Here is a 26693-nt window from a genome sequence, read left to right as displayed (position 1 = left end):
TAGTGAAAGCTATGAAAGCTGCATTTAACCGTGGGTATCGTCGGTCTCCACGGCAGAATCGCTTGAGCGCACATGTCGGATATGGAAACCTCATGACCTGCGGCGACACGCAGGCCTCCGCGCCCGGTTGGCAGGGTCCGGATCAGGGGTTGCGGCGCTAGCGGGAGGGAGCAGATCCGTGGGTTCGGCACGTGAGACGGCGCAAGCCGCGCGGATACTTCCCGGCACGCCGATGCGGAAGGTAGTACCGCCGCGGATGGTCGGACCGTACATGAGCGGGCAGCGCGGGGTAATAGCGGGCTACGTGCACCGGGTTCGCGACGTCGTCTTCAGGAACACGGCAGACGCGTTCTACGCACTCGGCCTAGGCTACGAGGGGTCGGACTTTAAGCCCGATATGGCGGAGCTGTACTTCCTGTGCTGGCAGGCGAGAGAGATCGACGGCTATGTGCCGGTCAGCGCGCGCGGAGCTTCCGGCCGGGTGGAGTTCTACCTGGAGCCAATCCAGATACCAGTCGGCACGACGCTGTGCCGGCTGGCGGACGCGGGCGAGGAACCGGTGGCCCGGTATGACGGGCTTGCCTGGCGGCGACCGAGGGAGGGACAAGGCTGATGCGGTACCGACTCATGGCCTCCTACCTTGGCGCCTCCTACCAGGCCGCGGTCGGCCCGTCCGACCGCGATGTGACGCTGTTCGCCGCGCCGCCGCCGCCCGAGGAGCATGGCTTCTCTCCCGCTCCCGGCGGAATCTGGCGCAAGCAGGTCAGGCTCGACGATCTCGACGGGCTGTGGGAGTCCCGGCCCATCGGGTCCTACCACGGCGAGCCGTGCCTGGTCCTTGACGATCTCGGCGACCGGCTGCACATCGTGTACCTGGGCATGGACGAGCGCCGGGCGGCGCAACTCGGTTACTGGGAAGTCGACAGGGGAGTCTTCGAGGTCGTCGTCGTGCGGCACGACGTGACGGACCTGGCCGAGGAACGGCACGAGTTCCCGATTTCGCTGCTGCTGTCCGCGTTGCCGCGGGCTATCGGCGCCGGCGCCTCGAGTGGCGGTGCCGGCGCGGGCGCGATGTCCGCGGCGATCGGGCCTGCCTCGGGCGGCGCCCTCGCGGGTGGCCCAGGTGCCGGCGGCCGTCAGGCCGCGTTGAACCCGGCGCAGAGCGGCGGGTGGAACGGGCAGGGGACGGCCCAGCCCGCGGCCCGCGGCCAGCTTCCGCCTGCCGGAACCGGGCAGTTTCCCCCTGGAACGCTGTCGCAGCCGGCGGCCGCCGTCCAGCAGCAGCAGCCGGCCGCGTACCAGAACCCCGCGGCTGGCCTGCCCGTCGGCACCGGGATGGGGCAGTACGCTGGCGCTCCCACGATGCTCGGCGCGCCGCAGCTTCCCGTGGGACCGCAGGCGCCGGGCATGCAACAGGCTCCCAGCGTGCAGCAGGCGCCCGGCATGCAACAGGCTCCCGGCATGCAACAGGCTCCGGTGATGCGGCAGGCGCTCGGCCCCGCGCAAAGCGGGCCAGGCGGGCAACCGCAGTCCGCGCTTCAGCCTGGTTCGGCGCAGTCCTTCGCCGGCGCCGCGCCACTTCCCCCCGTGCCTCTTGCCGCGGCGCCGCTTCCGGCCGCACAGCAGTCGGCCCCGTCGCTTCCTGCCGTACAGCAGGCCGCACCGCCCCAGCAGCCGGGCGCGGCGGCACAGAACTCGCAGCCGCCTGCCGCCGCGGCGGCATGGCACGGCTCACCGGCGCCAGACAGCAACGGGACGTGGTACTACCAGCCGGCCTTCGACCCGCAGCGCGGCGGCGTCGCACCGGGCGGATTCGCCGGCAACGGCATCGCGCAGAACGGCTACCCGCAGCAGACCCAAGACGGAATGCAGAACGGCTATCCGGAGCAGACCCAAGGCGGAACGCAGAACGGCTATCCGCAGCAGACCCAAGGCGGAACGCAGAACGGCTATCCGCAGCAGACCCAAGGCGGAACGCAGAACGGCTATCCGCAGACCCAAGGCGGAACGCAGAACGGTTATCCGCAGACCCAAGGCGGAACGCAGAACGGCTATCCGCAGGCCCCGGGCGGTACGCAGAACGGCTATCCGCAGCAGACCCAAGGCGGTACGCAGAACGGCTATCCGCAGCAGACCCAAGGCGGAACGCAGAACGGCTATCCGCAGGCCCCGGGCGGTACGCAGAACGGCTATCCGCAGGCCCCCGGCGCTGCGCAGACCAGTTACCCCCAGCAGGACCAGGCCGCCGCGCAGAACGGTTACCCGCAGCCGGAGCAGGGCAGCGCGCAAACCGGTTACCCGCAGCAGCAGGACCAGGACGTCGCACGGAACACGCCGCCTGGCGGCCAGTCCGCCGTCCCGCAGTACGCGCCGGCCGGCGGAGCCGCGTACCCGCAGGCGGCGCAGCTCCCGATGGCCGCACCGCAGCAGGCACAGCCGGCGCCAGGCCAGCCGGCAGCTGGCCAGGCGGCACTGGCCAGCCAGGCGATGCCAATGGCGCAGCAGGTGCAGGCTATGCCGCCCGCGCCGCTTGGTCAGCCCGTCGGCCAGGCCGCTTCGCAGACGCCGTTCCCTCCAGCCGCGACTCCCGGCGGCGTGGTGGCGGGAACGGCGGGGCTGCCGGCTGGGACCGGCGTGTCGGACAGCGGCGCCATGACGGCGCTCGGGCAGCCGCAGGCAGGCCCGCAGGCGTTCGGCCAGCAGGCGCCGGCTCCTGCGAGGGCGCTCGCGCCCCAGGTTCCCGCTCCCCCGATGCCGGCCACCTCGATGCCCGGCATGCCGCAGTCCGCTCCGCTCGGGCCGGTTTCCCAGGCGGCCGGTGCCGCACCCGCGATGGCCGCGGCACCGGACATCACGCTGCCCGCGCCATCGGGACCCGCGGTTCCCGCGCCGGCAGCGGGCACGGCCCAGGCGCCAGCACCGGTCACTGCGCCGCCGACGCAGCTGGGCACCGTGACTGGTCCGCAGACGTCGCTGCCCACCACCGGCCGCGAACAGTCCTCGCCCATCGGGGCGGCCGCCGGCGCGCTCAGCAAGCTGACAGGGGCGGTGCGCGGCCGGCGTGCCGCGCGCAAGCCCCGGCTCGCCATGTCGGCGATCTTCGCCGACCTCGTGGACATGGCCGACATTCCCCGTTCCGCTTACGCGGTCGACGAGGAGGTCACCGGTGCGATGTGCTTGTTCAAGACCGACGGCGGCTACGAGGTGTTCAGCTGCGCCGAGGACGCCAGGCACGAGGTGCGGTTCTTCGAGGACGAAGAGGCCGCGTATTTCTATCTCTTCGGCGTGCTCGCGGCCGAGGCACTGCGCAACGGCCGCCTCAGCCCGCGCCGCGGCTAATTGCCCGCCGACGCCCCGCCTTCGGACTCGGTGCCGTCCAGCAGTCGCACCCGCACCGCGAAAACGCCGTGCCCGCCGGCGGAAGGGACTGTGGCGCGGCCATTTGCGCGCCGACTATAAAGGCGCGCGTCGATGCCGTTCCGCTGAGAATAGCCAGAACAGTAGAGCTGACCGCTGATGGGAGGCTACTCTTTAAATTGCCGACGGGGCTGACGGTCCCCCGCTCCCCAAGCAGCCCCGTCGGCCCTCCTCCCCGGAAAACGGCATGCCGATGCCCGTATTCTCACCATGCGAGAAGGCAAAACGGCACGCGCGACTGGGCGCAGAAAATGGATCGCCGCGACAGTTGAAACGTTTTCTCCGCAGCTCACATGACTCACATAAAGGTCAATTCGCAACTCTAGCATAAAATTGACATTCGAATTCTAAACAATCTGTTACGGTAACGCCAGCGGGCCCGGCGATCGAGTGCGGCCCGGCCGGTGCGGCCCGACCGGCGGATCCGTATGCTGATCCGCATGACGATCCCGCTCACAGGCACCCAGTACGAGATCGAGGCCGGCGACTACCAGGCGACCGTCACCGAGCTTGGCGCGGGCCTGCGCGGCCTGCGATTCGGCGAGACCTTGCTGATCACCGCCTTCGACGCCGACCAGCTTCCGCCGGACGGGATGGGGCAGCTGCTCACCCCGTGGCCGAACCGGGTCGACGGCGGCCGCTACACCTTCGGCGGCGAGGACTACCACCTCGCGCTCTCGGAGCCGCCGCGAGGCAACGCCATCCACGGCCTGACCCGCTGGGTGCCGTGGACGAGGACTACGCACGACAGGGACGAGGTGACCCTTCGCTGCCTGCCGCTCGGGCAGCAGGGGTACCCCTTCGGCGTGCAGGTGGATATCACATACCGGGTTGCCGCCGAATCCGGGCTGCATGTCACGATCACCGCCACTAACAAGGGCAGCCGGCCCGCCCCCTGGGGCGCGGGGACGCACCCGTACCTGTCGGCGGGGACCGCCACGATCGACGAGTGCGAGCTCGAACTGCCCGCCGACCGGTGGCTGCCGGTCGACGACCGGCTGATCCCGTCCGGCCCTGCTCAGGACGTGACGGGGACAGGGTACGACCTGCGCACCGCACGGAAGCTGGCAGGCATCAAGCTCGACACCGCGTTCACCGGCCTGCACCGGGATTCCGACGGTCTCGCCTGGGTGCGGCTCACCGGACCCGAGCGCACCACCGCCATGTGGATGGACGCGGCCAACCCCTGGCTGCAGGTCTTCACGAGCGACCCGCTGCCAGCGGCGCGGCGCCGGACCGCGGTCGCCGTCGAGCCAATGACGTGCCCGCCGAACGCGTTCGCCAGCGGCGAGGACCTGATCGTCTTGCAGCCGAAGGAGTCGGTCACCGTCCGATGGGGCGTGCGGGCGGAGTAAGCGCCCGGACTCTGGCGAGTTCCTCCGGTGTGTCGATGTCGTCAGGGCTGCCGGTGTCACCGCATTCCACCAGCGTGACGAGATCCGGGTGCGCGCGCAGGAACGGACGCGCACCCGCGTCACCGCTCGCCATCGCGACGACCGCGGGCCAGTGCTCACGGGCGATCAGTACCGGGTTGCGCGGCTTGCCGTCATAGGCGGCGACCGCCACCGACGCTCCCGCCGCATGTGCGGCGATCAGCCTCCGCACCGCCTCTGGCCCGATAAGCGGCTGGTCGGCCAGGGCGATGACGGCGGCGGCCACGCCGGCGTCACCGCCGGCCCGCTCGCCGTCGGCGTCGACCGCACGCAGCCCGGCGACCAGGGACGATCCCATGCCCGAGGCCCAGTCCTCGTTCCTGACGGTCACCGTGCCTGGCACCGCGACGCGAACCGCGCCCGTCACCACGAGCACCGGGTCCGCGCCGCCCGCGCGCAGCAGCGCCACGCCGCGCTCGGCCAGGGTTGCGCCGTTGAGTTCCACCGTTGCCTTCGGCTGGCCGAGCCGGGTTCCGTCCCCGGCGGCCAGCAGGATTCCCGCGACCCGTGTGACCACGACCCAACGGTAGCCGAGGCCAGCGACACTGCGGCGAGGAGTTTTCAAATAGTTTGAAAGTTGGCGAGTTGGCAAGTAGTTTGAAAGTCATGACGGCTATTCCGGCTGAGGCGAACCTCAGCGACCTGCTGAACAAGCCGAAGGCGACGCTGGCGCGGCTGGCGAGCAGCCGACGGATCCTGCTGCACCGGCGCGACGCCGAGGATCTGGTGATCACTACCGCGGAGCGGGCGGCGGCGGACAGCGCCATGGTGCGCGACACGACCCGGCTGTTCCGGGAGATGATGCGCCAGGACCCGATGGTCATGACCCTCGCGGTACAGGTGCTCCCCGCCGTGTTCCCCTGGGTGCGACACCTGCCGGAGGACGCCCGGAAGGAATTCGCCGCCAAGTGGCTCGACGTGCTGGCGGCGGCGGGTGAACTCGACAACGGGGCGGCGGTCGAGACCGTTGTCGCGGCATGGCAGCACACTGCCGAGATCTACGCGGATCCCGAATTGTTCGCCATACTGACCCGCGATCACGACGGCACGGACTACGGCCCGGTTCCGCCGCCGGTGATCCCGGAGTGAGCCCCAAGCGCGGGGACCGGGTGGCGCCTCCCGCAGGCCGAGGTGACTGGGAAATTCGGTCCTTCGAGACCAAGGCACCGAACGGTTGGGAGGAACTGTGCCTGCAGGCTCCGGACAACACCCTGACGGCCTGGAACTTGTTGCGCCGCAACCCGGTCCCAACCGTACCCTCGCCACGCCATCACCGGCTTCTCCACCAGTTGGCCACTGCGAACGTGAAGGGTCGCGCCCTTGAGCGCTGGCAGATCGAGGTAACCGGCGCCGGACGCGTCTGGTACCTGGTAGACCACGACAACCGCACGGTCTGGATCGACCACGCGGGTCCAGGCCACCCGAAGGCGACGGAATAGGGAAGGCCTCTCCCGGCCGCGGGAAAAGCTGGTGACCGCGCCGGCGGCGCGGGGTTAGGGTCGCAGTGTGCTGCCAACGTCGCATCTGCTCGCGTTCATCCTCACCGCCGTTGTCTTCATCGCCACTCCGGGGCCGAGCGTGCTGTTCGTGGTCAGCCGGTCGGTGGTGCACGGGTCCGCCGCCGGAGTCGCCACCGTGGCCGGCAACACGGCGGGTGTGTTCGCGCAGATCGTCGCCGTCGCGTTCGGCATCGGCCCGCTGGTGGAGCGGTCGGTCGCGCTGTTCACCGTGCTCAAGCTGGGCGGCGCGGCCTACCTGGTGTTCCTCGGCGTCCAGGCGATCAGGCACCGGCGCTCGCTCGCGGCCGCGATCGGGATGCCTGCCGAGCGCAAGACGCTGGCCAGGATCGTGCTCGACGGGTTCACCGTGGGCGTCACCAACCCGAAGGCCATCGTCTTCTACGCGGCGATCGTGCCGCAGTTCGTCGACCGCCAGGCCGGCAATGTGCCAGTGCAGCTCATCGCGCTCGGCGCGGTGATGGCTGGCATCGCGCTGGTTTCCGATAGCGGCTACGCGCTGGTCGCGGGCCGGATCAGGAGCTGGCTGTCCGGCTCGCCGCGACGGCTCGCGGCGCTCGGCGGCACCGGCGGCCTCGCCATGATCGCCATCGGCGCCCGGCTCGCGTTCACCGGCCAGCACGACTAGCCGGACACGGCGAGCCGCGAGCTGCCTTAGGCGTTCGCGTGCTCGTGGTGGATGCGGCCCTCGGTGTCGGTCAGAGCCTGGCCGGAGCCACCCCAGCGGAGCTGGATGAGCTCGGCCGCGATGGACACCGCCGTCTCCTCGGGCGTGCGGGCGCCCAGGTCGAGCCCGATCGGTGAGCGCAGCCGCGCCAGTTCCTGCTCGGTCATGCCCACGGCGCGCAGCCGCTCGAGCCGGTCGTCGTGCGTGCGCCGCGACCCCATCGCGCCGATGTAGCCGGCCGGGGTGCGCAGGGCCACCTCGAGGACGGGGACGTCGAACTTGGGGTCGTGGGTGAGGACGCAGATAATCGTGCGCGCGTCGACCTCGGCGCCGGCCAGGAAACGGTGCGGCCAGTCGACCACCACGGTGTCGGCGTCGGGGAACCGCGACTTGGTCGCGAAGATCGGGCGGGCGTCGCAGACGGTCACGTGGTAGCCGAGGAACTTGCCGACTCGGGCGACCGCGGCGGCGAAGTCGATCGCGCCGAACACGAACATCCGCGGTGGCGGCGCGAAGGAGTTCACGAACACCGCGAGTTCGTCGCCGCGCCGCTCGCCGTGCTCGCCGTAGTGGCGGGTGCCTGTCAGGCCCTGGGCGAGCATGCCGCGCACGTCATCGTCGACGGCGGCGTCGAGCCGCTCGCCGGCGCCGAGGCTGCCGGTGGAGATCCGCGCGGTGTCACCCCAGACGATCCGCCGGGCGCCAACCTGGCCGGGACCGGAGATCACGGTGGCCACCGCGACCGGCTCGCCTCGCTCGACCGCGGCGTGAATCTCGCCGAGCTCGGGGAAGGTCTGCCTGTTTATCGGCTCGACGAAGATGTCAAGGATGCCGCCGCAGGTCAGGCCGACCGCGAAGGCATCGTCGTCGCTCACGCCATAGCGCTGGAGTACCGGCTGGCCCGTTTCTGTGACCTCTGTAGCCAGCTCATAGACGGCGCCTTCGACACAGCCGCCGGACACTGACCCGATGACCTCGCCGCCGTCCTCGACCGCAAGCGCCGCACCCGGCTCGCGCGGCGCGCTGCGGAACGTGCCCACAACCGTCGCCAGGCCGAACGTCTCGTCTTCCGACCACCACTTCGTGATCGTGTTCAGGATGTCACGCACAGTCCCTGCCTCGAAGTCTCACTTTTCCTACCACGCTACCGAGCGGCACTGGAAACCGCCACGGCAGGTTAAGCAGCCACTTAATTGAACCCGCAACGACCGCGGTCTATGCCGCGGCCGTCGCGGGGATGTCCGACGAGGAGGGAGGGAGCCGCCTATTCCACGATCTTGGAGATCGGGATCTCCAAGATGTCGTGCGCGCCCGCAGCCCGCAGCGCCGGGATGAGCGTGTTGACGCCGCGCTTGGGCACCACGGTCTCTACCGCGTTCATGCCGGTGTTGGCGAGCGTGGTCACCGTCGGGGACGACATCGCCGGCAGCATCGCGGTCACCGCGGCGACCTTGTCCGCCGCCACGTTGAGCTTGAGCAGCACCTGGCCGCGGGCCCGGATGGCGCCGCGCAGCAGCAGTGCGATGTCCTCCATGGCGGCCCGCTTATCCGGGTCGGCGTAGGCGGTGCCGCAGGCGACAAGCTCCGTGTAGCTGGTGAGCAGCGTCTCTAGGATGCGCAGCCCGTTCTTCCGCAGCGACGAGCCGGTTTCTGTCAGGTCGACGATCGCGTCGACGATGTCCGGCACCTTCGCCTCGGTCGCGCCGTAGGACGGCACGATCATCGCCTTGACCCCGTGCTCGGCGAGATAGCGCCCGGTGAGCGACGGGAACTCGGTGGAAATCCTGATCCCCTCGGGGAGGTCGGCGACCGACCGCCACGGTGCGTTCTCCGGCACCGCGAGGATCACGCGGACCGGGTTGGAGGTCTGCTTGGAGTACTGCAGCTCGCCGAGCGAGACCACGTCCGCCTGCGTCTCGGAGATCCAGTCGCGCCCGGTGATGCCGATGTCGAACAGGCCGCGCTCCAGGTAGGACGGGATCTCCTGCGGGCGCAGGAACCGCACCCTGTCGACTCGCGGGTCATCGATGGAGGCGTGGTAGTCGCGGTCCGACGACCGGCGCACGGTGAGGTCGGCGGCGTCGAAGAGGTCGAGGGTGGCTTTCTCGAGTGAGCCCTTGGGCAGTACCAGTGACAGCATGGGAACAAATCTCGCTTTCCTGAAGCGTTCGCGGAGGGTGACCAGGACACGGAAAAGCGCGGCTATCGTTCCCCAGGACAAGGTGGCCCGGCACCATGATCGCCTCGCGGTCGCTGTCCACGCATGGCGGACGCCGGGCCAGCATGGCTCGCGCGAATGGGTCAAGGCCGTGGGGCATCGAGGGCCGCCCCTAGGGGATAACCGCGCTGTTAATGTCGCGCGTTCTCGCTCTTCTGCAGGTCTCCGCAGCGCAGGTCGCGAAGCAGGATGGCGGTGTCAAGCGCAGCCACGACTGCCTCCCATCCCTTGTCCTCGCTGCTGTCAGGCAGCCCGCTGCGATCGCGGGCCTGCTCAATCGTGTTACACGTTAGCACGCCATTGCCTACGGGCGTTCCCGAGTCGAGCGCGACCCTGGTCAGCCCGGCGGTCACCGCATCGCAGACGTACTCGAAATGCGGCGTGCCGCCGCGGATCACCGCGCCGAGGCAGGCCACCGCGTCGTACTGCTTGGCAAGCGCCTGTGCCACCACCGGGAGCTCCACCGCGCCGGCCACGCGGACCACGAGCACGTCGCTGACGCCACAGGCCTTGGCCGCCGCGACGGCCCGCTCGACCAGGGAGTCGGTGATGTCCGCGTTCCACCGGGTGGCGACGATGGCGAGCGTCAGGCCGGCCGCGTCGACAGTCGTCAGCTGCGGGCGTCCCTGTCCGCTCATGCTCTTCCCTTCCGCTGACGGCTGGCGGCCGGCGCCGTCATTCAGCGATCCTAGTGATGGGCAGGAATGCTGGGTCAGGAGACCTCGGCGGCTGCCCGCTCGTCCGCGTCCAGGGTCTCGAGCTGGTGACCGAGGCGGTCGCGCTTAGCGGTCAGGTAGCGCAGGTTGTGCGGCGTGGCGAGCGGCGGAAGCGGAATCCTGGTGACTTCGAAGCCGTGGTCCGCGAGCGCCTCGACCTTCGCCGGGTTGTTCGTGAGCAGCCGCACCGAACGGGCGCCCAGGTCGTCGAGCAGCTGGGCGGCGACCGAGTACTCACGGGCGTCCACCGGCAGGCCGAGCTTGAGGTTGGCGTCCACCGTGTCCTCGCCGGCGTCCTGGAGCCCGTACGCCTGGAGCTTGGACAGCAGGCCGATCCCGCGGCCCTCGTGGCCGCGCAGGTAGAGCACGACGCCACGGCCCTGCTCGGCGATCCTGGCCATGGCGGCGTCGAGCTGCGCGCCGCAGTCGCAGCGCTGCGAGCCGAACACGTCCCCCGTCAGGCACTCGGAGTGCACCCGGGTGAGGACGTTCTCGCCGTCTTCCGCCTCGAGGTCGCCGAGAACGAGCGCGAGGTGCTCTCCGCCGTCGATCTCCGAGCGGTAGCCGTAGGCACGCCACTCGCCGTAGGCATTCGGTATCACCGTCTCCGCCACCCGGGTGACCAGGCGCTCGGTGCGGCGACGGTGCTCGATGAGCTGCTCGATGCTGATCAGCGCCAGGCCGTGCTCGTCGGCGAACTCGCGCAGCGCGGGGAGCCGCAGCATGGTGCCGTCGTCGCCGATCATCTCGCAGACCACGCCAGCCGGCGGCAGGCCGGCCATGACGGCCAGGTCAACGGCGGCCTCGGTGTGCCCGCGCCTGCTGAGTACCCCGCCCTCGGTGTACCGGAGCGGGAAGACGTGGCCGGGGCGCACCAGATCGTCGGGGGTGCTCGCGGGGCTGGCGAGGAGCTGAATCGTCCGCGCGCGGTCCGCCGCGGAGATGCCCGTCGTGATCTCGTCTCGTGCGTCCACGCTGATCGTGAACGCGGTGCCATGGTGCTCCTGGTTGTGGCTCGTCATCTCGGGCACGTTCAGCCGGTCGAGGTCGGAGCCGAGCATCGGCACGCAGATCAGGCCCCTGCCGTAGCGGATCGTGAAGGCGAGCAGCTCCGGGGTGGCCTTCGACGCGGCGAAAACGACGTCTCCCTCGTTCTCCCTGTCCGCATCGTCGACCACAAGAACCGGACGGCCGTCGGCGATGTCCTTGATCGCCCGGGCGACCTCGTCCAGGGGCACTTCGTCGTCACTCTTGTGCATGGTCAACCCAATTCGCGTCGGTTGCGGCAGTGTCGGTTGCGGCAGGGCGGTGGCCTGGGGGTGCTGCTGGAGGTTCATCGGGTGCTCACAGTCAGCTTTTCGACGTACTTGGCGATCACGTCCACCTCCAGGTTGACCTCGGCGCCTGGCTGCTTGAGGCCGAGGGTCGTGCGCTTGAGCGTCTCGGGGATCAGGCTGACCTCGAACCAGTCGTCTCCGGCTTTTGTCTCGGGGGGGTTTGGGGGGGTCGTCCCCCCGGGGGAAAGCGCGGAGACGGTGAGGCTCACGCCGTCGACCGCGATCGACCCCTTGTGGACCACGTACCTGGCCAGGCCGGCGGGCAGGCCGATCCTGACGACCTCCCAGTTCTCCTGGGGGTCCCGGCTGACGACGGTGCCCGTGCCGTCGGTGTGGCCCTGTACCAGGTGGCCGCCGAGCCGGTCCTCGAGGCGGACCGAACGCTCGAGGTTGACCTTGGTGCCGGAGGTGAGGGACTTGAGGCTGGAGTGCCTGAGTGTCTCTCCCATCACGTCGGCGGTGAAGCCAACCGGGCCGCCAGGCGACTCGCCTGGCGCTTCGCGGGGGGTCATCTCCCCGGACGACAGGAGACCGGTGACGGTGAGGCAGACACCGTTCACGCAGATCGAGTCGCCCACGCGGGCGTCCTGCGTGACCACGGTGCTGCGGACGTAGATGCGGGCGAAATCGCCGAGATGCTCAAGCGTCTCGACCTCGCCGAGGTCCTCAACGATGCCGGTGAACAACCACGTCCTCCTCCGGTCCGGGCTCCGGGGGACGCTGTTGCTGGCCATTTCGACCGTGCCCGTCCGCGGCGTCATACAACGCCGCCGGGCACGACCAGCACCGGCCGGCCGCGCGCGTGCTGCCTCCCATCCGGACTTTAACCGTCGGTCCCGGAGTTCCACCGGGTCAACCAGCCGCTGTTGCGGCCGGGTCGCGGACTATCACCGCCGGTTCGGAGTTTCACCGACCCCGGAGCACGCTTACTTTCGCTAACCAGTGTGCCACAGGACATATTCCGCGCGCTGTGCGAGATGTCTCACTCTCGCGTGTGGATATCTTCCGGTGGGACGACCCCCGTCCCCCGCAGGGCGGGGACGGGCCCCCGCCTGCTCAGCCCGAGAGGCGGGTGATCGCTCGCATCTTGTTGGTCGCGTCCAGGGCAGCGACCTTGTAGGACTCGGCGAGCGTCGGGTAGTTGAACACCGCGTTGACTAGGTAGTCGACCGTGCCGCCGCAGCCCATCACGGCCTGGCCGATGTGGACGAGCTCGGTGGCCCCGGTGCCGAACACGTGCACACCGAGCAGCTTGCGGTCCTCCGGCGATACCAGCAGCTTGAGCACGCCGTAGGAGTCGCCGACGATCTGGCCGCGGGCGAGCTCGCGGTACCTGGACACGCCCACCTCGAAGGGGACGCAGGCCTCGGTGAGCTCGCCCTCGGTGCGGCCCACGAAGCTGATCTCGGGTATCGAGTAGATGCCGATCGGCTGCGGCACGTCGTTGGCGGAGACCGGCTCGCCGAACGCGTGGTGCGCGGCCAGCCTGCCCTGCTCCATCGACGTCGCGGCCAGGGCGGGAAAGCCGATGACGTCGCCGACCGCGTAGACGTGCTCCACCTTGGTGCGGAAGAACTCGTCGACCGTGATCCTGCCGCGCTCGTCCGCGGCCAGCCCGGCGGCGGGCAGGTTGAGCCCGTCGGTCTGGCCCTGGCGGCCAGCGGAGTACAGCACCGTGTCAGCAGGGATCTTCTTGCCGCTGCGCAAGCTCGCGATCGCGCCATCGGGATGCGCCTCAACGGCGGCGACGGTCTCGCCGAAGCGGAAGGTCACCGCGAGATCCCGCAGGTGGTACTTGAGCGCCTCGACGACCTCCTCGTCGCAGAACTCGAGCATCCGGTCGCGCCGCTCGACCACGGTGACCTTGGTGCCGAGGGCGGCGAACATCGACGCGTACTCCATGCCGATCACGCCGGCGCCCACCACCACCATCGAGCGGGGCACCTTGTCGAGGTTGATGATCCCGTCGGAGTCGATGATCGTCTTGTCGTCGAACGCGACGCTGGCCGGCCGGGCGGGCCGGGTCCCGGTGGCGATGACGATCTTGTCCGCGGTGACCTTGCGGGTCCGTCCCGCGCCGTCGTCGATCTCCACGGAGTGCGGTCCGACGAAGTAGGCGAGGCCCCCGATGATCGTGACGCGGTTCCGCGCCAGCTGGCTTCTGACCACATCGTTCTCGCGGTGCACCACGTGCGTGGTCCTGGCGGTCAGGTCGGCGACAGTGATCTCGTCCTTCACCCGGTACGCCTGGCCGTAGATCTCCCGCTGGTCGAGGCCGGTGAGGTACAGGATCGCCTCGCGGAGCGTTTTGGACGGGATCGTGCCCGTGTTGACGCAGACGCCGCCGAGCATGTCCGGGCGCTCGACCACGGCTACCCGCCGGTCTAGCTTCGCGGCCGCGATGGCCGCCTTCTGCCCGCCAGGCCCGGAGCCGATCACGAGGAGTTCGTAGTCATACACCATTCAATCTTGCCGTTTGCCGGGAGGAAATTGAAGGTCCGTTACTTACCGTTCACGGTAACCTCCCCTGGAAAGACCCCCGCGTAACACCCCGGCCGCGCGCTCAACCGCCGATACCAGGCGCATAAGCACGGGGAGCGGTAAAACTCTCCTAGGCGTGAAACCGTAGGCGGGCCGCGGACCGTCTAAGCGGTGTCCGTAGAAACGAGGCACTGACATGATCACAGCGATGACACCGAAAGTCCGGCTCGGCCGGCGGGCGCTGGCCGTCTCGGTTCCGCTGTTCGCCGCCGGAGTGCTCGCCGCCGGCTGCGGCACCACGTCATACAAGGGGACTCCGGCGTCGGGCGCTTCTTCAGGCACCGGGTCCGCGCACGCCGGAGCGAGTGCGGGTGCCGGGGCGGACGCGGGCGCCGCGTCTGCGCCGCCGGTAACGCCGGTCCCCACGGTCAGCGGCGGGCGCGTCGCCGCGGGCGGGGCCGCCTGCGTCGGCTGGCCGGCGAACGCCCCGAGCGCCGTCCTGCCCGTCTCCTTCGTCCCGGTCAGCGTGGAGCGCTGCGTGACCGGAGCGCAGGACATCCCTGGCAAGGGAATGTGGGTCACCGCCACCCTGCAGCGGTCTGACGCCGCGCTCAGCGGCCTGGTCAACGCGCTGCGCCACCCGGCTGGCTCGCGGGCACCCGGCACCGTGTGCCCCATGATCGCTGTGATTCCGCCGCAGATCGTGCTCACTGACGCGTCCGGCGACCAGCTGATCCCCCGGGTACCGGTAACCGGCTGCGGGCTGGTCCAGTCCCAGGTGCTCGTCGCGCTTCAGTCGCTGCACTGGAAGCCGGTGTCTGTCCGGCTTATCGCCAAGATCCCCGCGGCGAGCACGGCCCCGGCGTCCGGGCCGTCCGCGACGCAAGTTCAGCCCGCCCCGACGCGCCCGGCGTCGGGGGGCGGCATCCACCCGTAGTGACGGGTGTGCGACACATTCATAGGGGTTCTGGATCGTAGCTGGCTGTCGGCCTAGTCTGAGTGTTGTCATTACTCAGATTGGAGGCTGTGGTGCCGGAGGAACCCGATGAGCTGCCGGAACTGGAACGGCGGCGAGCGGAGCTTTACCAGCAGCTTGCCCGGGTCGGGGACTTCCGGCCCGGGTCGCTGAACGAGGTGCGCCGTAAGTGCGGGAAGCCGAACTGCGCCTGCGCGGCGCCTGGTCACCCGGGTCACGGCCCGCAGTACAACCTGACCCGGCGGGTGGAGGGCCGGACGCAGACCCGGCACCTGCGGCCGGGCCCGGAACTGGACAAGATCCGGCGTGAGGCAGCGGCCTACCAGCGGTTCCGTGACCTGGTCGGGCAGGTCACGGAGGTAAACGAGGCGATCTGCGACGCGCGCCCGGTGGCTCCGCCAGGCGAGGCCGGCGATGAGGACCCCTCCGCGACGGGAGGGGAAAAGGGGGGCTCCTGAAGGAGCTCGCGGACGAGCGGGCCGCCGAGATCACGCGGCTGGCGGGGGAAGCCGCCCGGGCGCTGGGCTGCGGAGATGCCGGCCTGGAGGCCGCGGAGACGGTGATCCGGGCCGGGATGCTCAAGGTCGGGGCCGGCATGCTCGGGGAGCTGCTGTCTGCCGACCGGGGTCACCGCGGCCCCCGGGTGCCGTGCGGGAACGGCCACCGGGCGGAATTCATCTCCTACCGGGAAAAGGTCATCGACACGGTGCTGGGCCCGGTCACGCTGAACCGCGCCTGGTATCACTGCGCGGAGTGCAAGCACGGCCTGGCGCCGCGCGACGCCGAACTCGGCGTGGCCGGCGCTTCCCTGTCCCCGGGCCTGACCGCGATGAACGACAAGGCCGCAGCGGCAGGGCCATTCGCCGGGGCAGCCGCCATGCTGGAAGACCTGGCCGGGATACGCCTGACCGTCAAGCGCACCGAGCGCGCTGCCGAGGCCAGCGGCGCCGCGCACGCAGCGCGGGACCGCGAGCGGGCGGCGCTGACCGCCGCCCGCAAGCTGGTCCCGCTGCCGCTGCGGCCGGCCCCGGACATGCTCTGCGGCGTGATCGACGGCACCGGCGTCCCGATGACTGCCAGGGAGACGGCGGGCCGGGAAGGCAGGGGCGAAGACGGCCGCGCCCGCACCCGCGAGGTCAAGCTCGCCGTCTTTTTCAACCAGTCGGAACTCAGCGACGAGGGCTACCCGGTCCGGGACCGGGCCTCCTCCAGCTACATCGCCAGCTTCGAGACCGCGAGCGCCTTCGCCGGCCTGGTGAAAGCAGAAGGGATCCGCCGCGGCGCCGACCACGTCCGGCAGCTGACCTTCATCGGTGACGGCGCCGCCTGGATCTGGAATCTCGTAACCGGTACGTTCCCCGCGGCCACCCAGATCGTCGACCTTTACCATGCCCGCGAGCACCTGCACAGCCTGGCACGGTCCCTGGAGTTCATGCTGCTGGACCACTACGGCGAATGGCTGGAAGCCCGGCTCGAAGACCTCGACTACGGCTACATCGACGGCATCGAGGCTGCCGTCCGCGAGTTCCCCCTCGAAGGAACCAAGAAAACCGAGGCCGACAAGGAACTCGGGTACTTCCTCAACAACGCCCCCCGGATGCGCTACAAGTGGTTCCGGCAGTGCGGCCTGTTCGTCGGCTCCGGAGTCGTCGAGGCCGGCTGCAAGACCATCGTCGGCCAGCGCCTCAAACAGGCAGGAATGCACTGGACCACCAGCGGCGCAGACTCCATCATCACCCTGCGCTGCCGCGAGGCCAGCAGCAAGTGGGAAGCCATCTGCAACACTCCCGACACTCAGACGCGAACCGCCTAACCAGCCCAGGCCCGAAGATGATCTTGGCTACCTACAAAATTGGCGCACACCCCGTAGTGACTTATCCGTTGGCCGCTGTCGGACGCCCTCCGTACGATGACGTCCATGGCGGTATCTGCGGTTATCTTCGACTGGGGCGGAACCCTCACTCCCTGGCACACCATCGACCACGAGGCGCTGTGGCGTGACGTCTGCGCGCCGCACTTCCCCGAGGCAAGGGCGCTCACCGTCGCGGCCGCGATTCTCGCGGCCGAACAGGAGTTCTGGCGGCTGTGCGAGTCCGCGCACCGCAGCGCCACGCTGGCCCACGTCTTCGAGCAGGCCGGCGTCACCGCGCACCAGGACCTGCTCGACAGCTATTTCACCGCCTGGGAGCCGCACACCTACACCGACCCGGAGGTCGCGCCGCTGCTGCGCGAACTGCGGCGTCGTGGGATCAGGATCGGCGTGCTCTCCAACACCCTGTGGCCCCGTGCGCTGCACGAGCGGGTGTTCCTCCGCGACGACGTGCTAGGCCTGATCGACGGCGCCGTCTACAGCAGCGAGATCCCGTGGACCAAGCCGCATCCCGAGGCCTTCCTCGCGGCGATGAACGCCGTCGGCGTGACCGATCCCGCCTCCTGCGTCTTCGTGGGGGACCGTCCCTACGACGACATCTTCGGTGCCAAGAGCCTCGGCATGCGTGGCGTACTCATCCCGAACAGCGCCGTGCCCGCCTATGACGGGGCGGTTCCCGACGCCGTCATCACCCGCCTCAGCGAACTCCTCCCCCATCTCGACAACTGGTGATCCGGGCACGCACCCAAGGCGGCCAAAAAATCTCCGCCGACGGGCACGAATGCCCGTCGGCTCGACCAGCCGGACATCGGGAACCAGGTGTTGGTATAGCGACAATGCCGCCCCTTTGGCACCCGCGAGAACGCTGGCACCGCTAGCGTAAGCGCATGCGCGACACCGAGGCTGTCGCGTCCATCGTGGCCGGCGACCCGGAAGGGCTCGCCACGGCATACGACCGGTACGCAGATCCCCTCTTCACGTACTGCAGGTCCCTGCTCGGCGACACCGCCGAGGCCGCGGACGCTGTGCAGGACACCTTTGTCATCGCGGCGGCGCGGCTCGACGGGCTGCAGGATCCGCAACGGCTGCGCGCCTGGCTGTTCGCCGTGGCCCGCGGCGAATGCCTGCGCGTCCTGCGATCGAAGACGCGGACACCGCCGCCACCCGAGGCACCCGTGACCGACGGCACGGACCACGCGGGAGAGGCGGGCAGCACCGACGACGCGGATACCGCCGGCGGTGAGAGCGAGGAGGCCGGGCGGGCCAGACTGCGCGAGCTGTTCGAGTGCGCCAGCGCCGGGCTCGGCCCCGACGAGCGCGAGGTCATCGAGTTGCGGCTGCGCCAGGGCCTGGAGCCGGGCGAGGTGGCCACCGTGCTCGGCGTATCGCGCAGCAGGGCGCACACCCTGCTGACTCGCGCCGAGGACCAGTTGGAGACCTGCCTCGGCGTGCTGCTCGTCGGCCGCGCCGGGCGCGACGAGTGCGCCGAGCTCGGCTCGATGCTCACCGGCTGGGACGGGCGGCTCACGGCGACGCTGAGCAAGCGCGTCGGCCGGCACATCGAGCATTGCTCCGCCTGCAGCGGCAGGCGGGCCGTTGAGCTGCGCCCCTCGACGATGCTCGAGCTGACGCCCGCCGCCGCCCTGGCGGCCGGCGCCCCCGAGTCCTTCCGGCGCGCGCCCGGCGCGCCGGACGCGCTCAAGGCGCACACGATCGCGCTCGCCACCGAGCGAGGCTCTGCCTCGGCCGCGCACGCGACCGCCGTGCTGAGCCGTGCGGGTACGTTCGGAAAGCAGGGCTTCCCGAAGCAGGCGCACGCCGTTCTCGCCGCCGGCGGAGCCGGTCCGCTGCATAGCGTCAGGACCTCGCCGCAGCGCCAGGCCGCGGTCGCGGCGGCCGTCGTTCTCGCGGCGGGAGTCGCGGCCGCGGGCTTCGCGCTCAGCAACGGCCAGCAGCATCTCACGCCGGTCGCCGACCCCAAGACCCCGGTGTCGGCCGCCGATCCGCCGGCCGCCACCACAAGCGCCGCCGCGGCGCGGACCACCGCCCCGGCCACATCCGCCGCCAGGCGATCGCATGCGGCCCGGCCGACCTCGCCGGCCGCGGTGACCGTGACCACGACACCCGCGTCGGCTCCGACGACGGCCGCGCCGACCGTGGCCCCGCCCACGGCGACCAGGAACCCGTCGCCGACGGCGTCCGCCACGCCCTCGCCGTCCTCGTCGCCCAGTCAGCCGACGGGCACGCTGCGGGTGTTCCCCGGCGGCGGCTCGATCTTCCTCGTCCCCGGCGGGCGCGGTGCGCTGCTGTTCCTCAGCGCGTCCGGCGGCACCGTCAACTGGTCGGTGTCGGTATCCGGCGACCCGGATGGCACCATCACCGTCTCCCCTGCCACGTCGGGCACGCTCACCGCCGCGCACCCGCACGTCACCCTGGAGATCACCGCGAGCCAGAAGCTGAGCTGCGGCAACGGGGGAAGCCCGTGTCCGACGATCACGATAGAGCCGGGCGGCACGGTTCTCACCGTCACCACCTCTGGGCGCCGCCACCCTTTTAGGCACCGCCGCCGCCAGCACCGTCAGGACAGCATGCCGGCGGCCATAGCGGTTCCGTCATCGGTGCCCGCGACACCACTGTCGCGCTAGCGCCGGGACAGTCTGCCCTGTCCCGCCGCGTGCGCGCGCGGCCGCCCTCGGCGCGCTGAGACATTGGCGATGTGGCCGTCGTCGGGCACGCTGAACGCCGGGCAAAGGGTCACGGTCACCCTCACCGCGCCCCAACTTGACCCGCTCAACACCCAGCTCACGCTGGAGCCGGGCGATCAACCGGTGACGGTGCTGCTCGCGGTCGGCTGAGGCGCTAACGGGGTCAGGCCCGCCAGGCGGCCCGCGCCGTGGCCCGTTCCGCCTGCGCGCGCAGGTCACGGGTGGCCTGCGCCGGATCCTGGGCTCCGTACACCGCGGACCCCGCGACGAACACGTCGGCTCCCGCCTCCGCGCACCGCTCGATCGTCTCCTCGGAGACGCCGCCGTCCACCTGCAGCCAGATTTCACCTTCCGCGCCCGCCCGGCGGGCGGCGATCAGCGCGCGGGTGCGGGTGATCTTCGGCAGCACGAGGTCGAGGAACTTCTGCCCGCCGAAGCCCGGCTCGACCGTCATCAGCAGCACCATGTCGACCTCGTCGAGCAGGTCCGCGTAGGGCTCGATGGCGGTGCCAGGGTTGATGCCGAGACCGCAGCGCGCCCCGGCTGCCTTGATCGCCCGCAGCGTGCGCACCGGGGCCTTCGCGGCCTCCGCGTGAATCGTCACCGAGCCCGCGCCGGCCTCGGCGTACGCGGGCGCGTGCCTGTCGGGGTCGTCGATCATCAGGTGGCAGTCAACGGGCAGCGCGGCGTGCTTCAGCAGCGCCTCGACGACCGGCAGGCCGAGGGTGAGGTTCGGCACGAAGTGGTTGTCCATCACGTCGACGTGAAGCCAGTCCGCGGCGTCCTCGACGGCCTTAGCCTCTTCGGCGAGCCGCGCGAAGTCGGCGGACAAAATGCTGGGCGATATCTGAACGGCCATGGCGGTTCCGAGTCTAGAGTGCGCGCCCTGCCGGGCCGCGGGTGCCCCGTGCCGAGCGGCGTCCCGGACGGCGAGAAATGTCGCACCGCGCCGCTAGCATGGCGCACTGGGTCCTGACTTCTCGTTTTCCGTACGGACCCTGGCTGTGTGCATGGGAGGTTTCTGGCGGTGCGTGACGATCTTCTTGACCGGGTGCGGAAGCTGCTTGCCAAGGCGGAGGACGAGGGCTGCTCGCCCGCCGAGGCGGAGGCGCTGACCGCCAAGGCCGCCGACCTGATGGCCAGGTACGGCATCGACCGCGCGCTTCTCGGGGCCATCCGACCGGAGACCGACCGGCCCACCGATCGCGTGTTCACCCTCGTCAACCCCTGGGGCGACGTCAAGCGCCAGCTCCTCGCCGGACTCGCGACCGCGCTGCGCTGCCAGTGCGTGCAGACCAGGACCGCCGGGGGCATGCGGCTGCACGTATTCGGCTACTCGTCGGACCTGGAGCGGGCCGACATCCTGTTCACCTCGCTGCTCGTGCAGATGGCGCGCGCCCTCGCCGGACAGCCGGTGCCAGGGACCGGCGGCGAGGCACGGGCGTGGCGGCGCTCGTGGATGCTCGGCTACTGCTCGGCGGTGGTGACACGGGTCCGCGCCGCGGAGGAGGCCGCGGTGGCGTCCGCCGCTTCCGCTGGCACCGAGGCCACCCCCGCGAACGGCAAGCGGGCAGAGCTGGTGCTCGCGGACCGGTCGCTGGTGGTGCGGCGGCAGGTCGCGGCGGCCTACCCGCGGCTGCGCAAGGCGCGGGTCACCTACTCGGGCAACGGCTACGGCGCCGGCTACCGCGAGGGGCAGCGGGCCGACATCGGCGGCGCGAAGCTGCGGTCCCGCCCGGCCGGTGCTCTCGGCCACTGACCGTCGCCGTCCGGTACCGCTCTGGCAAGCGACTGGGACACCATAGCCAGCCGGCCGGGAACCGGACGAGTCACCGTGGTCACGGTATCCCCCTGCGACGCGCGCGTCACGGAGCGGCAATGATGATCACGGAACTTCGGCTTACAACGGATGATTTCTCCCCGATCCGGGGAGAAATGTTCCGCCAGGATCAAGTGTTCCGTGATCATGCGTCGCGAATGCCCACTATTCCCGATTTGTCCGCTTCGCTGGAGTAGTGGAAGCGAGTCGGTTCGTCCGAGCCGGGCTGGTGGGCCGGCTACCGGGCGGCGGGTGCGGCGGATCGGGCTGCAGGGCGGAGCGGCGGCGGGTGGCGGGTTAGCTCTTCGCTGGGGTGGCGGAGGCGGCGGGTTAGCTCTTCGCTGGGGTGGCGGAGGCGGCGGGTTAGCTCTTCGCTGGGGTGGCGGAGGCGGGGGTGACCAGGACCAGGGTGGTCACTGAGTCGGGCGGCAGGGTGACGGTGAAGGTGCCCGATGCGCTGGCGGCGATGGTGCCCTTGCTGACCGGGGCGACGGGGACCTTGCCCGTCTGGTGCAGTTGCCAGACCTCCGCGTGCCGCGGGCTGCCCGCGTTGCCGCGGACGGAGAGCTTCTCCTTCTTGGCGTTCGTGTTGACGATCACGATCTCGTCGGGGCCGGCGGAGGCGAACGCGTCCACGCCGGGAACGATCGAGGTGGCCGAGACGACGTTCGTGCCGAACCGCGGGAACAGGCCCTGGCCGGTGAACATGCTGATGCCCTCGTACAGCGGCATCGGCTTGTCCTGCGTGTAGCCCGCGGGCGGCTTGCTGCCGCCCGCCGCGAGCACGTCACCATACAGCAGGCTCATCGGGCCGTTCTTGCTGCCCCAGGCGAGGCTGTCACCGCCGACGGTGATGATCCTGCCGAGGATGTCGGCGTCAAGCACGGACGCGAAGCCGGTGAAGGCGTAGTCGCCGAGCGTGCCAGGGTCGGCGCTGAAGTTCCACTCACCCACGTGGATGGCGATCGCGTCGGCACGGCCCGGCTGCGCTGTCTTGATCATGTCGCGCAGCGTGCCGAGGTCCTGGGACAGGACCGGCAGGCCGGCCAGGAGCTGGGCGGCTGTCTCGTGCCCCGGGTAGAAGTGGAAGTCAACGAAGTCGGCGCGCGAGCCGCAGTCGGCGAGGAACTGCTCGAGGAAGGGCTGGTCGAAGCCGAGCGTCGCCGGGCCGCCGATCTTGATCGACGGGGCGGCCTTCTTCATCGCGTCGTAGAGCGCGTTGAAGCGCGTGTCGTAGGTCGTGACGTTCTCGTCGATCGACTCGGGCTCGTTGCCGATGATCCAGGTGGTGATCGGCTCGCCACCGCTGGCGAAGCCGGTGAAGTGCTTGACGATCGCCGCGGCGTCGGCGGGGCTCAGCGTGTCGGGGATGCCCGCCACCGGCACCTCGCCCGCCGCGTCCATCATCTGGACCCACTTGTCCACGTTGAGCCCGGTGTCGCAGCCGGCCGCGGCGCAGGTGATGCGGCTCGACGGGTCAGCCGGATTGGCCAGCGTCACCCAGAGCCTGGCATAGCCGACGCCGAGCTTCTGCAGCAGTCGCTGCGCCGCGGGGTCATGAATGTCCGACGGCGTGCCGTAGGTGGATTCGTCCACCCCTATGGCGGCCGGGTCGTCAATGGCCACCACGGCGCGGAAGTCCACCGAGATATCCGCCTTGGGCACCGGCGCGGCGGTGTTGGCCGGGCCGGATTCGAGCGGAACGTTGCCTGTCGTCACCAGGATCACCCCGAGCAGCAGCGTGCCGAGGATGAGGCCGACGCCGATCAGCCGGGAGCGCCGCCTCGCACGCCGGGCCGGATCGGCGAGCTTTCGCTCGGCATCGGTACGGCGAGTCTGTGACGTGGCGTGCATGCGTGTCTTCCCAGGGAGGTGCTGACCCGGGCGATCCGGGGACTGGCCGGTGAACCGTTCCTATCCCGGCGTGGTCCCGGGCGGCGGAACGTCAGGATAAGGATGGCTCATTGTTCGCCACGGCGCAGCAACGCGACGAAGATGGCGTCGGTCCTGTGCCGGTGCGGCCACAATTGTGCGAATTGTGAGCCAGATGAACGTACACCCGGTACCCAGGAAAGCACCGCAGCCGTGTCCAAAATGATGACATCTGACCCTTCGCCGGCCACGGCCGCCACGACGTCCGTCGTCTCCTGCGGCACCGGGGAGCAGGTCACATAGGCGACGACGCCACCGGGGCGGACCGCGGCGAGAGCGGAGGACAGCAGGTCACGCTGGAGTCCGGCCAACGCCGGAAGGTCGGCGGGCGACTTGCGCCAGCGCGCCTCGGGACGCCGGCGCAGCGCGCCCAGGCCGGAGCACGGCACGTCGGCGAGCACCCGGTCAAAGCCGCCCGCCGGCCAGGCTGGGCGGGTGCCGTCGGCGGCAAGCACCGCGAAGCCTGGCAGCGGTCCGGACGCGGCCGTGCTCGCCGCCGACAGTGCGTCCCGCACCAGGGCGGCGCGGTGCGGGTGCAGTTCGGCGGCCACCAGGCGCGCGCCGCGCCCGGCGGCGAGGCCGTACAGCAGGCGCGACTTCCCGCCGGGGCCGGCGCACAGGTCAAGCCAGTACTCCCCCGCCGCGCCTGCCTCGTCGCGCTGGCCTGCCTCGTCGCGCTGGCCGGCCTGGTCGCGCTGGCCGGCTTCGTCGCGCTGGCCGGCTTCGTCGCGCTCGCCGGTTTCGTCGCCGGTCCCGTTACGCCGGGGGGCGACGGGTGCGAGCGACAACGCGATCGCGGCGAGCTGGCTGCCCTCGTCCTGGACGGCAGCCCGGCCGCCGGCGGTCAGCGGCGCGGGGTCGCCGGAGGCGAGCGTGAAGGCGTACCTGGACCAGCGCCCCGCCTCGGCGCCCTCCGGCATGACCTGGTCGCGGTCCGGGCCAGCGGGGAACGTCGCGAGGGTGACCTTCGGGCGGGCGTTGCCCGCGGCCAGGGCGGCCTCAAGCTCGGTGACATCGCGGGCCGCGGGCTCCTCGCCCACGGCAGGCGGGCCGGGGATAGCGCCGACCGCCTCGACGGCCGCCTGGCCGTCCGGTGGGTGACCGGCGGGCGCGCGCGGCGTGCGGCCGTCCGGTGAGCCGGGGGCCGTGAAGGGGGCGTCGGCGGCGTCGCCCAGGGCGGCGCGGTAGGCGTCCACGACCCAGCGGGGGTGGCTGTAGCGGATCGCGAGATGGCCGTCGGGATCGGTCGCGCTGCTCGGCGCGACGATGGCGAGCCAGGCCTCGAGGTCCCTGGTCGCGACGCGGCGGAGCACCGCGTTGACGTAGCCGGAGACCCGGGGGCCCGCGACCGACTTGGCGAGGTCGACCGAGGTCGCGACGGCGGCGTGCGCGCCGACCCGGGTGCTGAGCAGCTGGTGGGTGCCGAGGCGGAGCACGAGCAGCACCGGCGGGTCAAGCTTTTCCAGCGGGCGGTCGCTGCACGCGGCGAGCACAGCGTCGTAGCTGCCCTGGCCGCGCAGAGTGCCGTAGGTAAGCTCCGTCGCCAGGGCCGCATCCCGGCCGGCCAGCCCCCGCTCGGCGAGCAGCCTGGGCAGCAGCAGGTTGGCGTAGGCCTCGCGCTCGTGCACGGCGGCCAGCACGTCGTAGGCGGTGCGGCGCGGATCGGCGCGCCGCGGTGGCTTCGCCGGGCGGGCGGCAGGCGCGTTGTGTGCCCCGCGTGCCCCGCGTCGTCCCGGGCTTTTCGCCCTGGGCCTGCCTTCCTGCGGCATCGCTCCCCCTTCCATCGGCCCCAAGTACCACCCAACAGCAACCACACCCCAGGCAGCGCGGGCTATGCGCTGCCTGCCACCGCAACCACCGATCCGTAACCGCAACCACAGCGCGGGGGTCGGCGCGCCTTCCGCGCCGTCCTCCCGTGGGGGGGTAACGGGGGGCGAAGCCCTCCCGTGCCCGGGGGGGTCGCCCCCCCCGGGGGAAACACCGCGAAGCCCTCCCGTGCTCGGGGAGGTCCCCGGGGGGGTCGCCCCCCCGGGGGAAATACCGTGGATACCCCTGGCCCAGTCGGCGGCCGGCATGCGGCGTTTGCCCGGCGGCTGGACGTCGCCGAGGCGGACAGGGATCGTGCCGGTTCCGGCGTAGACGGCGTTGCGGTCGACGCGGAGCTCCCCGGGTGCGAGGTTCCCGGCCAGCGGAGCGGCGTGGCCGCCCGCGGCGCTGCCCGCGGTAGTTCTGCCAGCGCGCTGGGCGCCGGCAGGGGCGGCGCCGGCGGCCAGGGTGACCGGCCACAGCTTGAGCCGGCCGCCGTCGAATTCGGTCCACGCCCCGGGGTCAGGGGTGCACGCGCGGATCTGGCGGTCGATCAGGTGGGCAGGCAGCTTCCAGTCGACGCGGGCGTCGGCCGGGGTGAGCTTGGGCGCGAAGCTGATCCCGTCGGCCGGCTGCTGCACCGCGCGGACCGTGCCGTCCTCGATGGCGTCCAGGGTGTCGACGAGCAGCCGCGCACCGGAGATGGCGAGCCTGCCGAGCAGGTCGCCGCTGGTGTCCGCGGCGCCGATCGGCTCGGTGAGCGTGCCGAAGACGGGGCCGGCGTCGAGTTCTCGCACGATCAGGAAGGTGCTCGCCCCGGTGATGTCGTCGCCGCGCAGGATGGCGTGCTGCACCGGGGCCGCACCGCGCCACGCGGGCAGCACAGAGAAGTGCAGGTTCACCCAGCCGTAGGCCGGAATGTCGAGCGCGGCCTGCGGGAGCAGCGCACCGTACGCGGTCACGGGACAGCAGTCGGGCGCGATGTCGCGCAGCTTGTCGAGGAACCACCCCTCGTTCGGACGGACTGGTTTGAGTGTCTCGATGCCGAGCTCTTCCGCGAGCTCGGCCACCGGCGACCGTTCCATTCTCCGGCCGCGGCCGACGGGGGCGTCGGGCCGGGTGACCACCGCGGCCACCGTGTGCCGGGAAGCGGCGAGCGCCCGCAGCGTGGGCAGGGCGGCCGCCGGAGTGCCAGCGAAGACCAGCCGCACTGTGGCTCCCCCTTAGGAAATCCGCTGGGTGGAGTGGGGCGAGACCCGGACTTCTGGCACCGGCTGGCCGAACCACTCGGCCTCGCGGATGGCCTTCATGGCCAGCTTGCGCTGCCGGGAGTCGAGCCGGTCGATGAACATTATGCCGTCCAGGTGGTCCGTCTCGTGCTGCACGCAGCGGGCGAGCAGTTCGGTGCCCTCGACCGTGACCGGGTCGCCGTGCATGTTGAAGCCGGTCGCGATCGCCCGCGGCGCGCGGGGCGTCGCGAATTGCAGGCCGGGAACGGATAGGCAGCCCTCGTCGTCCTCTTCCGGCTCGCCCTCCAGCTTGAGCACCGGGTTGACCAGGTGACCAGGCTCGTCGTCGACGTTATAGACGAAGACGCGCAGGCCGACGCCGATCTGCGGCGCGGCGAGCCCCACCCCCGGCGCGTCGATCATGGTCTCGGTCAGGTCCTTGACCAGGTTTCGCAGCTCAGGGTCGAAGTCAGTCACCGGCTCCGCCGGGGTGCGCAGCACCGGATCTCCGAACAGCCTGATTTCCCTGAGCAACTGGAGTTCCCTTCACGTCTGCACGCTCTCAGCCGC

At 70.8% G+C, this 26693-nt stretch carries 24 protein-coding genes, 1 pseudogene and 1 riboswitch; of the genes and pseudogenes, 13 read left to right on the top strand and 12 right to left on the bottom strand.

Annotated features, from left to right (window positions below; all coding sequences use genetic code 11):
* Positions 1 to 178: 178 nt before the first annotated feature.
* From EAS64_RS22210 to EAS64_RS22200, 3 genes are all read left to right on the top strand, one after another.
* A complete protein-coding gene (locus EAS64_RS22210; RefSeq protein ID WP_145855659.1) occupies positions 179 to 613 on the top strand; it encodes a hypothetical protein in 435 nt (144 codons plus the stop codon).
* Entirely contained in the window at positions 613 to 3339 is a 2727-nt protein-coding gene (locus EAS64_RS22205; RefSeq protein WP_145855657.1) for a mediator complex subunit 15 domain-containing protein, read from the top strand. The genes EAS64_RS22210 and EAS64_RS22205 overlap by 1 nt, the downstream gene beginning before the upstream one ends.
* Positions 3340 to 3857: 518 nt before the next feature.
* Complete coding sequence (locus tag EAS64_RS22200) at positions 3858 to 4772, top strand: aldose 1-epimerase family protein (RefSeq protein ID WP_145855655.1); 915 nt, start codon at positions 3858 to 3860, stop codon at positions 4770 to 4772.
* Here EAS64_RS22200 and EAS64_RS22195 read toward each other — a convergent pair.
* Positions 4741 to 5367 carry a nucleotidyltransferase family protein gene (locus EAS64_RS22195; RefSeq protein ID WP_145855653.1) on the bottom strand — a complete coding sequence of 209 codons (627 nt, stop codon included), beginning with the start codon at positions 5365 to 5367 and terminating at the stop codon, positions 4741 to 4743. The two genes, EAS64_RS22200 and EAS64_RS22195, sit on opposite strands and share 32 nt — an antisense overlap.
* A gap of 89 nt (positions 5368 to 5456) precedes the next feature.
* On the opposite strand from EAS64_RS22195, the gene EAS64_RS22190 reads away from it, so the two are divergent.
* The 3 genes from EAS64_RS22190 to EAS64_RS22180 all read left to right on the top strand — a co-directional run bounded on the left by EAS64_RS22190 (position 5457) and on the right by EAS64_RS22180 (position 6995).
* Entirely contained in the window at positions 5457 to 5939 is a 483-nt protein-coding gene (locus EAS64_RS22190) for a DUF6247 family protein (protein ID WP_145855650.1), read from the top strand.
* Positions 5940 to 6154: 215 nt separating this feature from the next.
* The gene (locus EAS64_RS46810; protein ID WP_281283299.1) at positions 6155 to 6289 is read left to right on the top strand and encodes a hypothetical protein; all 135 of its coding nucleotides are present in this window, start codon (positions 6155 to 6157) and stop codon (positions 6287 to 6289) included.
* Positions 6290 to 6356: 67 nt separating this feature from the next.
* On the top strand, positions 6357 to 6995 hold the full coding sequence (locus EAS64_RS22180; protein WP_145855647.1) for a LysE family translocator: 639 nt from the start codon (positions 6357 to 6359) through the stop codon (positions 6993 to 6995).
* A 26-nt stretch (positions 6996 to 7021) separates the two neighbouring features.
* On the opposite strand, the gene EAS64_RS22175 is transcribed toward EAS64_RS22180, so the two are convergent.
* The 6 genes from EAS64_RS22175 to sthA form a co-directional block, all read right to left on the bottom strand.
* Positions 7022 to 8143, bottom strand: coding sequence for an XdhC family protein (locus tag EAS64_RS22175; protein ID WP_145855645.1), 1122 nt, complete (start codon positions 8141 to 8143; stop codon positions 7022 to 7024).
* Between the two features lie 155 nt (positions 8144 to 8298).
* Entirely contained in the window at positions 8299 to 9174 is an 876-nt protein-coding gene (gene hisG, locus EAS64_RS22170; RefSeq protein ID WP_145855643.1) for an ATP phosphoribosyltransferase, read from the bottom strand.
* A gap of 209 nt (positions 9175 to 9383) precedes the next feature.
* Positions 9384 to 9890 carry a 6,7-dimethyl-8-ribityllumazine synthase gene (gene ribH / locus EAS64_RS22165; protein WP_145855641.1) on the bottom strand — a complete coding sequence of 169 codons (507 nt, stop codon included), beginning with the start codon at positions 9888 to 9890 and terminating at the stop codon, positions 9384 to 9386.
* Between the two features lie 74 nt (positions 9891 to 9964).
* Positions 9965 to 11227, bottom strand: a complete 1263-nt coding sequence (locus EAS64_RS22160) for a bifunctional 3,4-dihydroxy-2-butanone-4-phosphate synthase/GTP cyclohydrolase II (protein WP_145855638.1) — start codon at positions 11225 to 11227, stop codon at positions 9965 to 9967.
* A gap of 74 nt (positions 11228 to 11301) precedes the next feature.
* Positions 11302 to 11991 (bottom strand): riboflavin synthase, encoded by a 690-nt coding sequence (locus EAS64_RS22155; RefSeq protein ID WP_145855636.1) that lies wholly within the window; start codon positions 11989 to 11991, stop codon positions 11302 to 11304.
* Between the two features lie 112 nt (positions 11992 to 12103).
* A riboswitch (FMN riboswitch) is annotated at positions 12104 to 12233 on the bottom strand.
* A 128-nt stretch (positions 12234 to 12361) separates the two neighbouring features.
* On the bottom strand, positions 12362 to 13768 hold the full coding sequence (sthA, locus tag EAS64_RS22150) for a Si-specific NAD(P)(+) transhydrogenase (RefSeq protein WP_246115806.1): 1407 nt from the start codon (positions 13766 to 13768) through the stop codon (positions 12362 to 12364).
* A 226-nt stretch (positions 13769 to 13994) separates the two neighbouring features.
* Here sthA and EAS64_RS22145 point away from each other — a divergent pair, with 226 nt between their 5' ends.
* From EAS64_RS22145 to EAS64_RS43725, 6 genes are all read left to right on the top strand, one after another.
* The gene (locus tag EAS64_RS22145; protein ID WP_145855634.1) at positions 13995 to 14723 is read left to right on the top strand and encodes a hypothetical protein; all 729 of its coding nucleotides are present in this window, start codon (positions 13995 to 13997) and stop codon (positions 14721 to 14723) included.
* Between the two features lie 92 nt (positions 14724 to 14815).
* Positions 14816 to 15220, top strand: coding sequence for a DUF6788 family protein (locus tag EAS64_RS22140; RefSeq protein ID WP_145851094.1), 405 nt, complete (start codon positions 14816 to 14818; stop codon positions 15218 to 15220).
* A 101-nt stretch (positions 15221 to 15321) separates the two neighbouring features.
* A complete protein-coding gene (locus tag EAS64_RS22135) occupies positions 15322 to 16575 on the top strand; it encodes an ISKra4 family transposase (protein ID WP_187365837.1) in 1254 nt (417 codons plus the stop codon).
* Between the two features lie 105 nt (positions 16576 to 16680).
* Positions 16681 to 17364 (top strand): HAD family hydrolase, encoded by a 684-nt coding sequence (locus EAS64_RS22130; protein ID WP_145855632.1) that lies wholly within the window; start codon positions 16681 to 16683, stop codon positions 17362 to 17364.
* Positions 17365 to 17519: 155 nt separating this feature from the next.
* Positions 17520 to 19277: an RNA polymerase sigma factor gene (locus tag EAS64_RS22125; RefSeq protein WP_145855630.1), complete on the top strand. Its 1758-nt coding sequence runs from the start codon at positions 17520 to 17522 to the stop codon at positions 19275 to 19277.
* A gap of 69 nt (positions 19278 to 19346) precedes the next feature.
* Positions 19347 to 19487, top strand: coding sequence for a hypothetical protein (locus tag EAS64_RS43725; RefSeq protein WP_187366097.1), 141 nt, complete (start codon positions 19347 to 19349; stop codon positions 19485 to 19487).
* Between the two features lie 13 nt (positions 19488 to 19500).
* On the opposite strand, the gene rpe is transcribed toward EAS64_RS43725, so the two are convergent.
* On the bottom strand, positions 19501 to 20196 hold the full coding sequence (gene rpe / locus EAS64_RS22120) for a ribulose-phosphate 3-epimerase (RefSeq protein WP_145855629.1): 696 nt from the start codon (positions 20194 to 20196) through the stop codon (positions 19501 to 19503).
* Positions 20197 to 20364: 168 nt separating this feature from the next.
* Between rpe and EAS64_RS22115 the strand changes: the two genes are divergently transcribed.
* Positions 20365 to 21096, top strand: a complete 732-nt coding sequence (locus EAS64_RS22115; protein WP_145855626.1) for a DUF2786 domain-containing protein — start codon at positions 20365 to 20367, stop codon at positions 21094 to 21096.
* Positions 21097 to 21519: 423 nt separating this feature from the next.
* On the opposite strand, the gene EAS64_RS22110 is transcribed toward EAS64_RS22115, so the two are convergent.
* The 4 genes and pseudogenes from EAS64_RS22110 to def all read right to left on the bottom strand — a co-directional run bounded on the left by EAS64_RS22110 (position 21520) and on the right by def (position 26657).
* Entirely contained in the window at positions 21520 to 23010 is a 1491-nt protein-coding gene (locus EAS64_RS22110) for a glycoside hydrolase family protein (protein ID WP_145855624.1), read from the bottom strand.
* Positions 23011 to 23117: 107 nt separating this feature from the next.
* Positions 23118 to 25163, bottom strand: coding sequence for a transcription antitermination factor NusB (locus EAS64_RS45990; RefSeq protein ID WP_342782073.1), 2046 nt, complete (start codon positions 25161 to 25163; stop codon positions 23118 to 23120).
* A pseudogene (locus tag EAS64_RS44910) lies at positions 25137 to 26105 on the bottom strand (methionyl-tRNA formyltransferase); the annotation flags it as partial. The gene EAS64_RS45990 and the pseudogene EAS64_RS44910, both read right to left, overlap by 27 nt.
* A 12-nt stretch (positions 26106 to 26117) precedes the next feature.
* Positions 26118 to 26657 (bottom strand): peptide deformylase, encoded by a 540-nt coding sequence (gene def / locus EAS64_RS22100; RefSeq protein ID WP_145855620.1) that lies wholly within the window; start codon positions 26655 to 26657, stop codon positions 26118 to 26120.
* Between the last annotated feature and the right edge of the window lie 36 nt (positions 26658 to 26693).

The sequence above is a fragment of the Trebonia kvetii genome (assembly GCF_007827045.1).
Lineage (GTDB): Bacteria > Actinomycetota > Actinomycetes > Streptosporangiales > Streptosporangiaceae > Trebonia > Trebonia kvetii.
The sequence above is the reverse complement of the archived record's forward strand: the minus strand, read 5'-3'. Positions and strand labels throughout refer to the sequence as shown.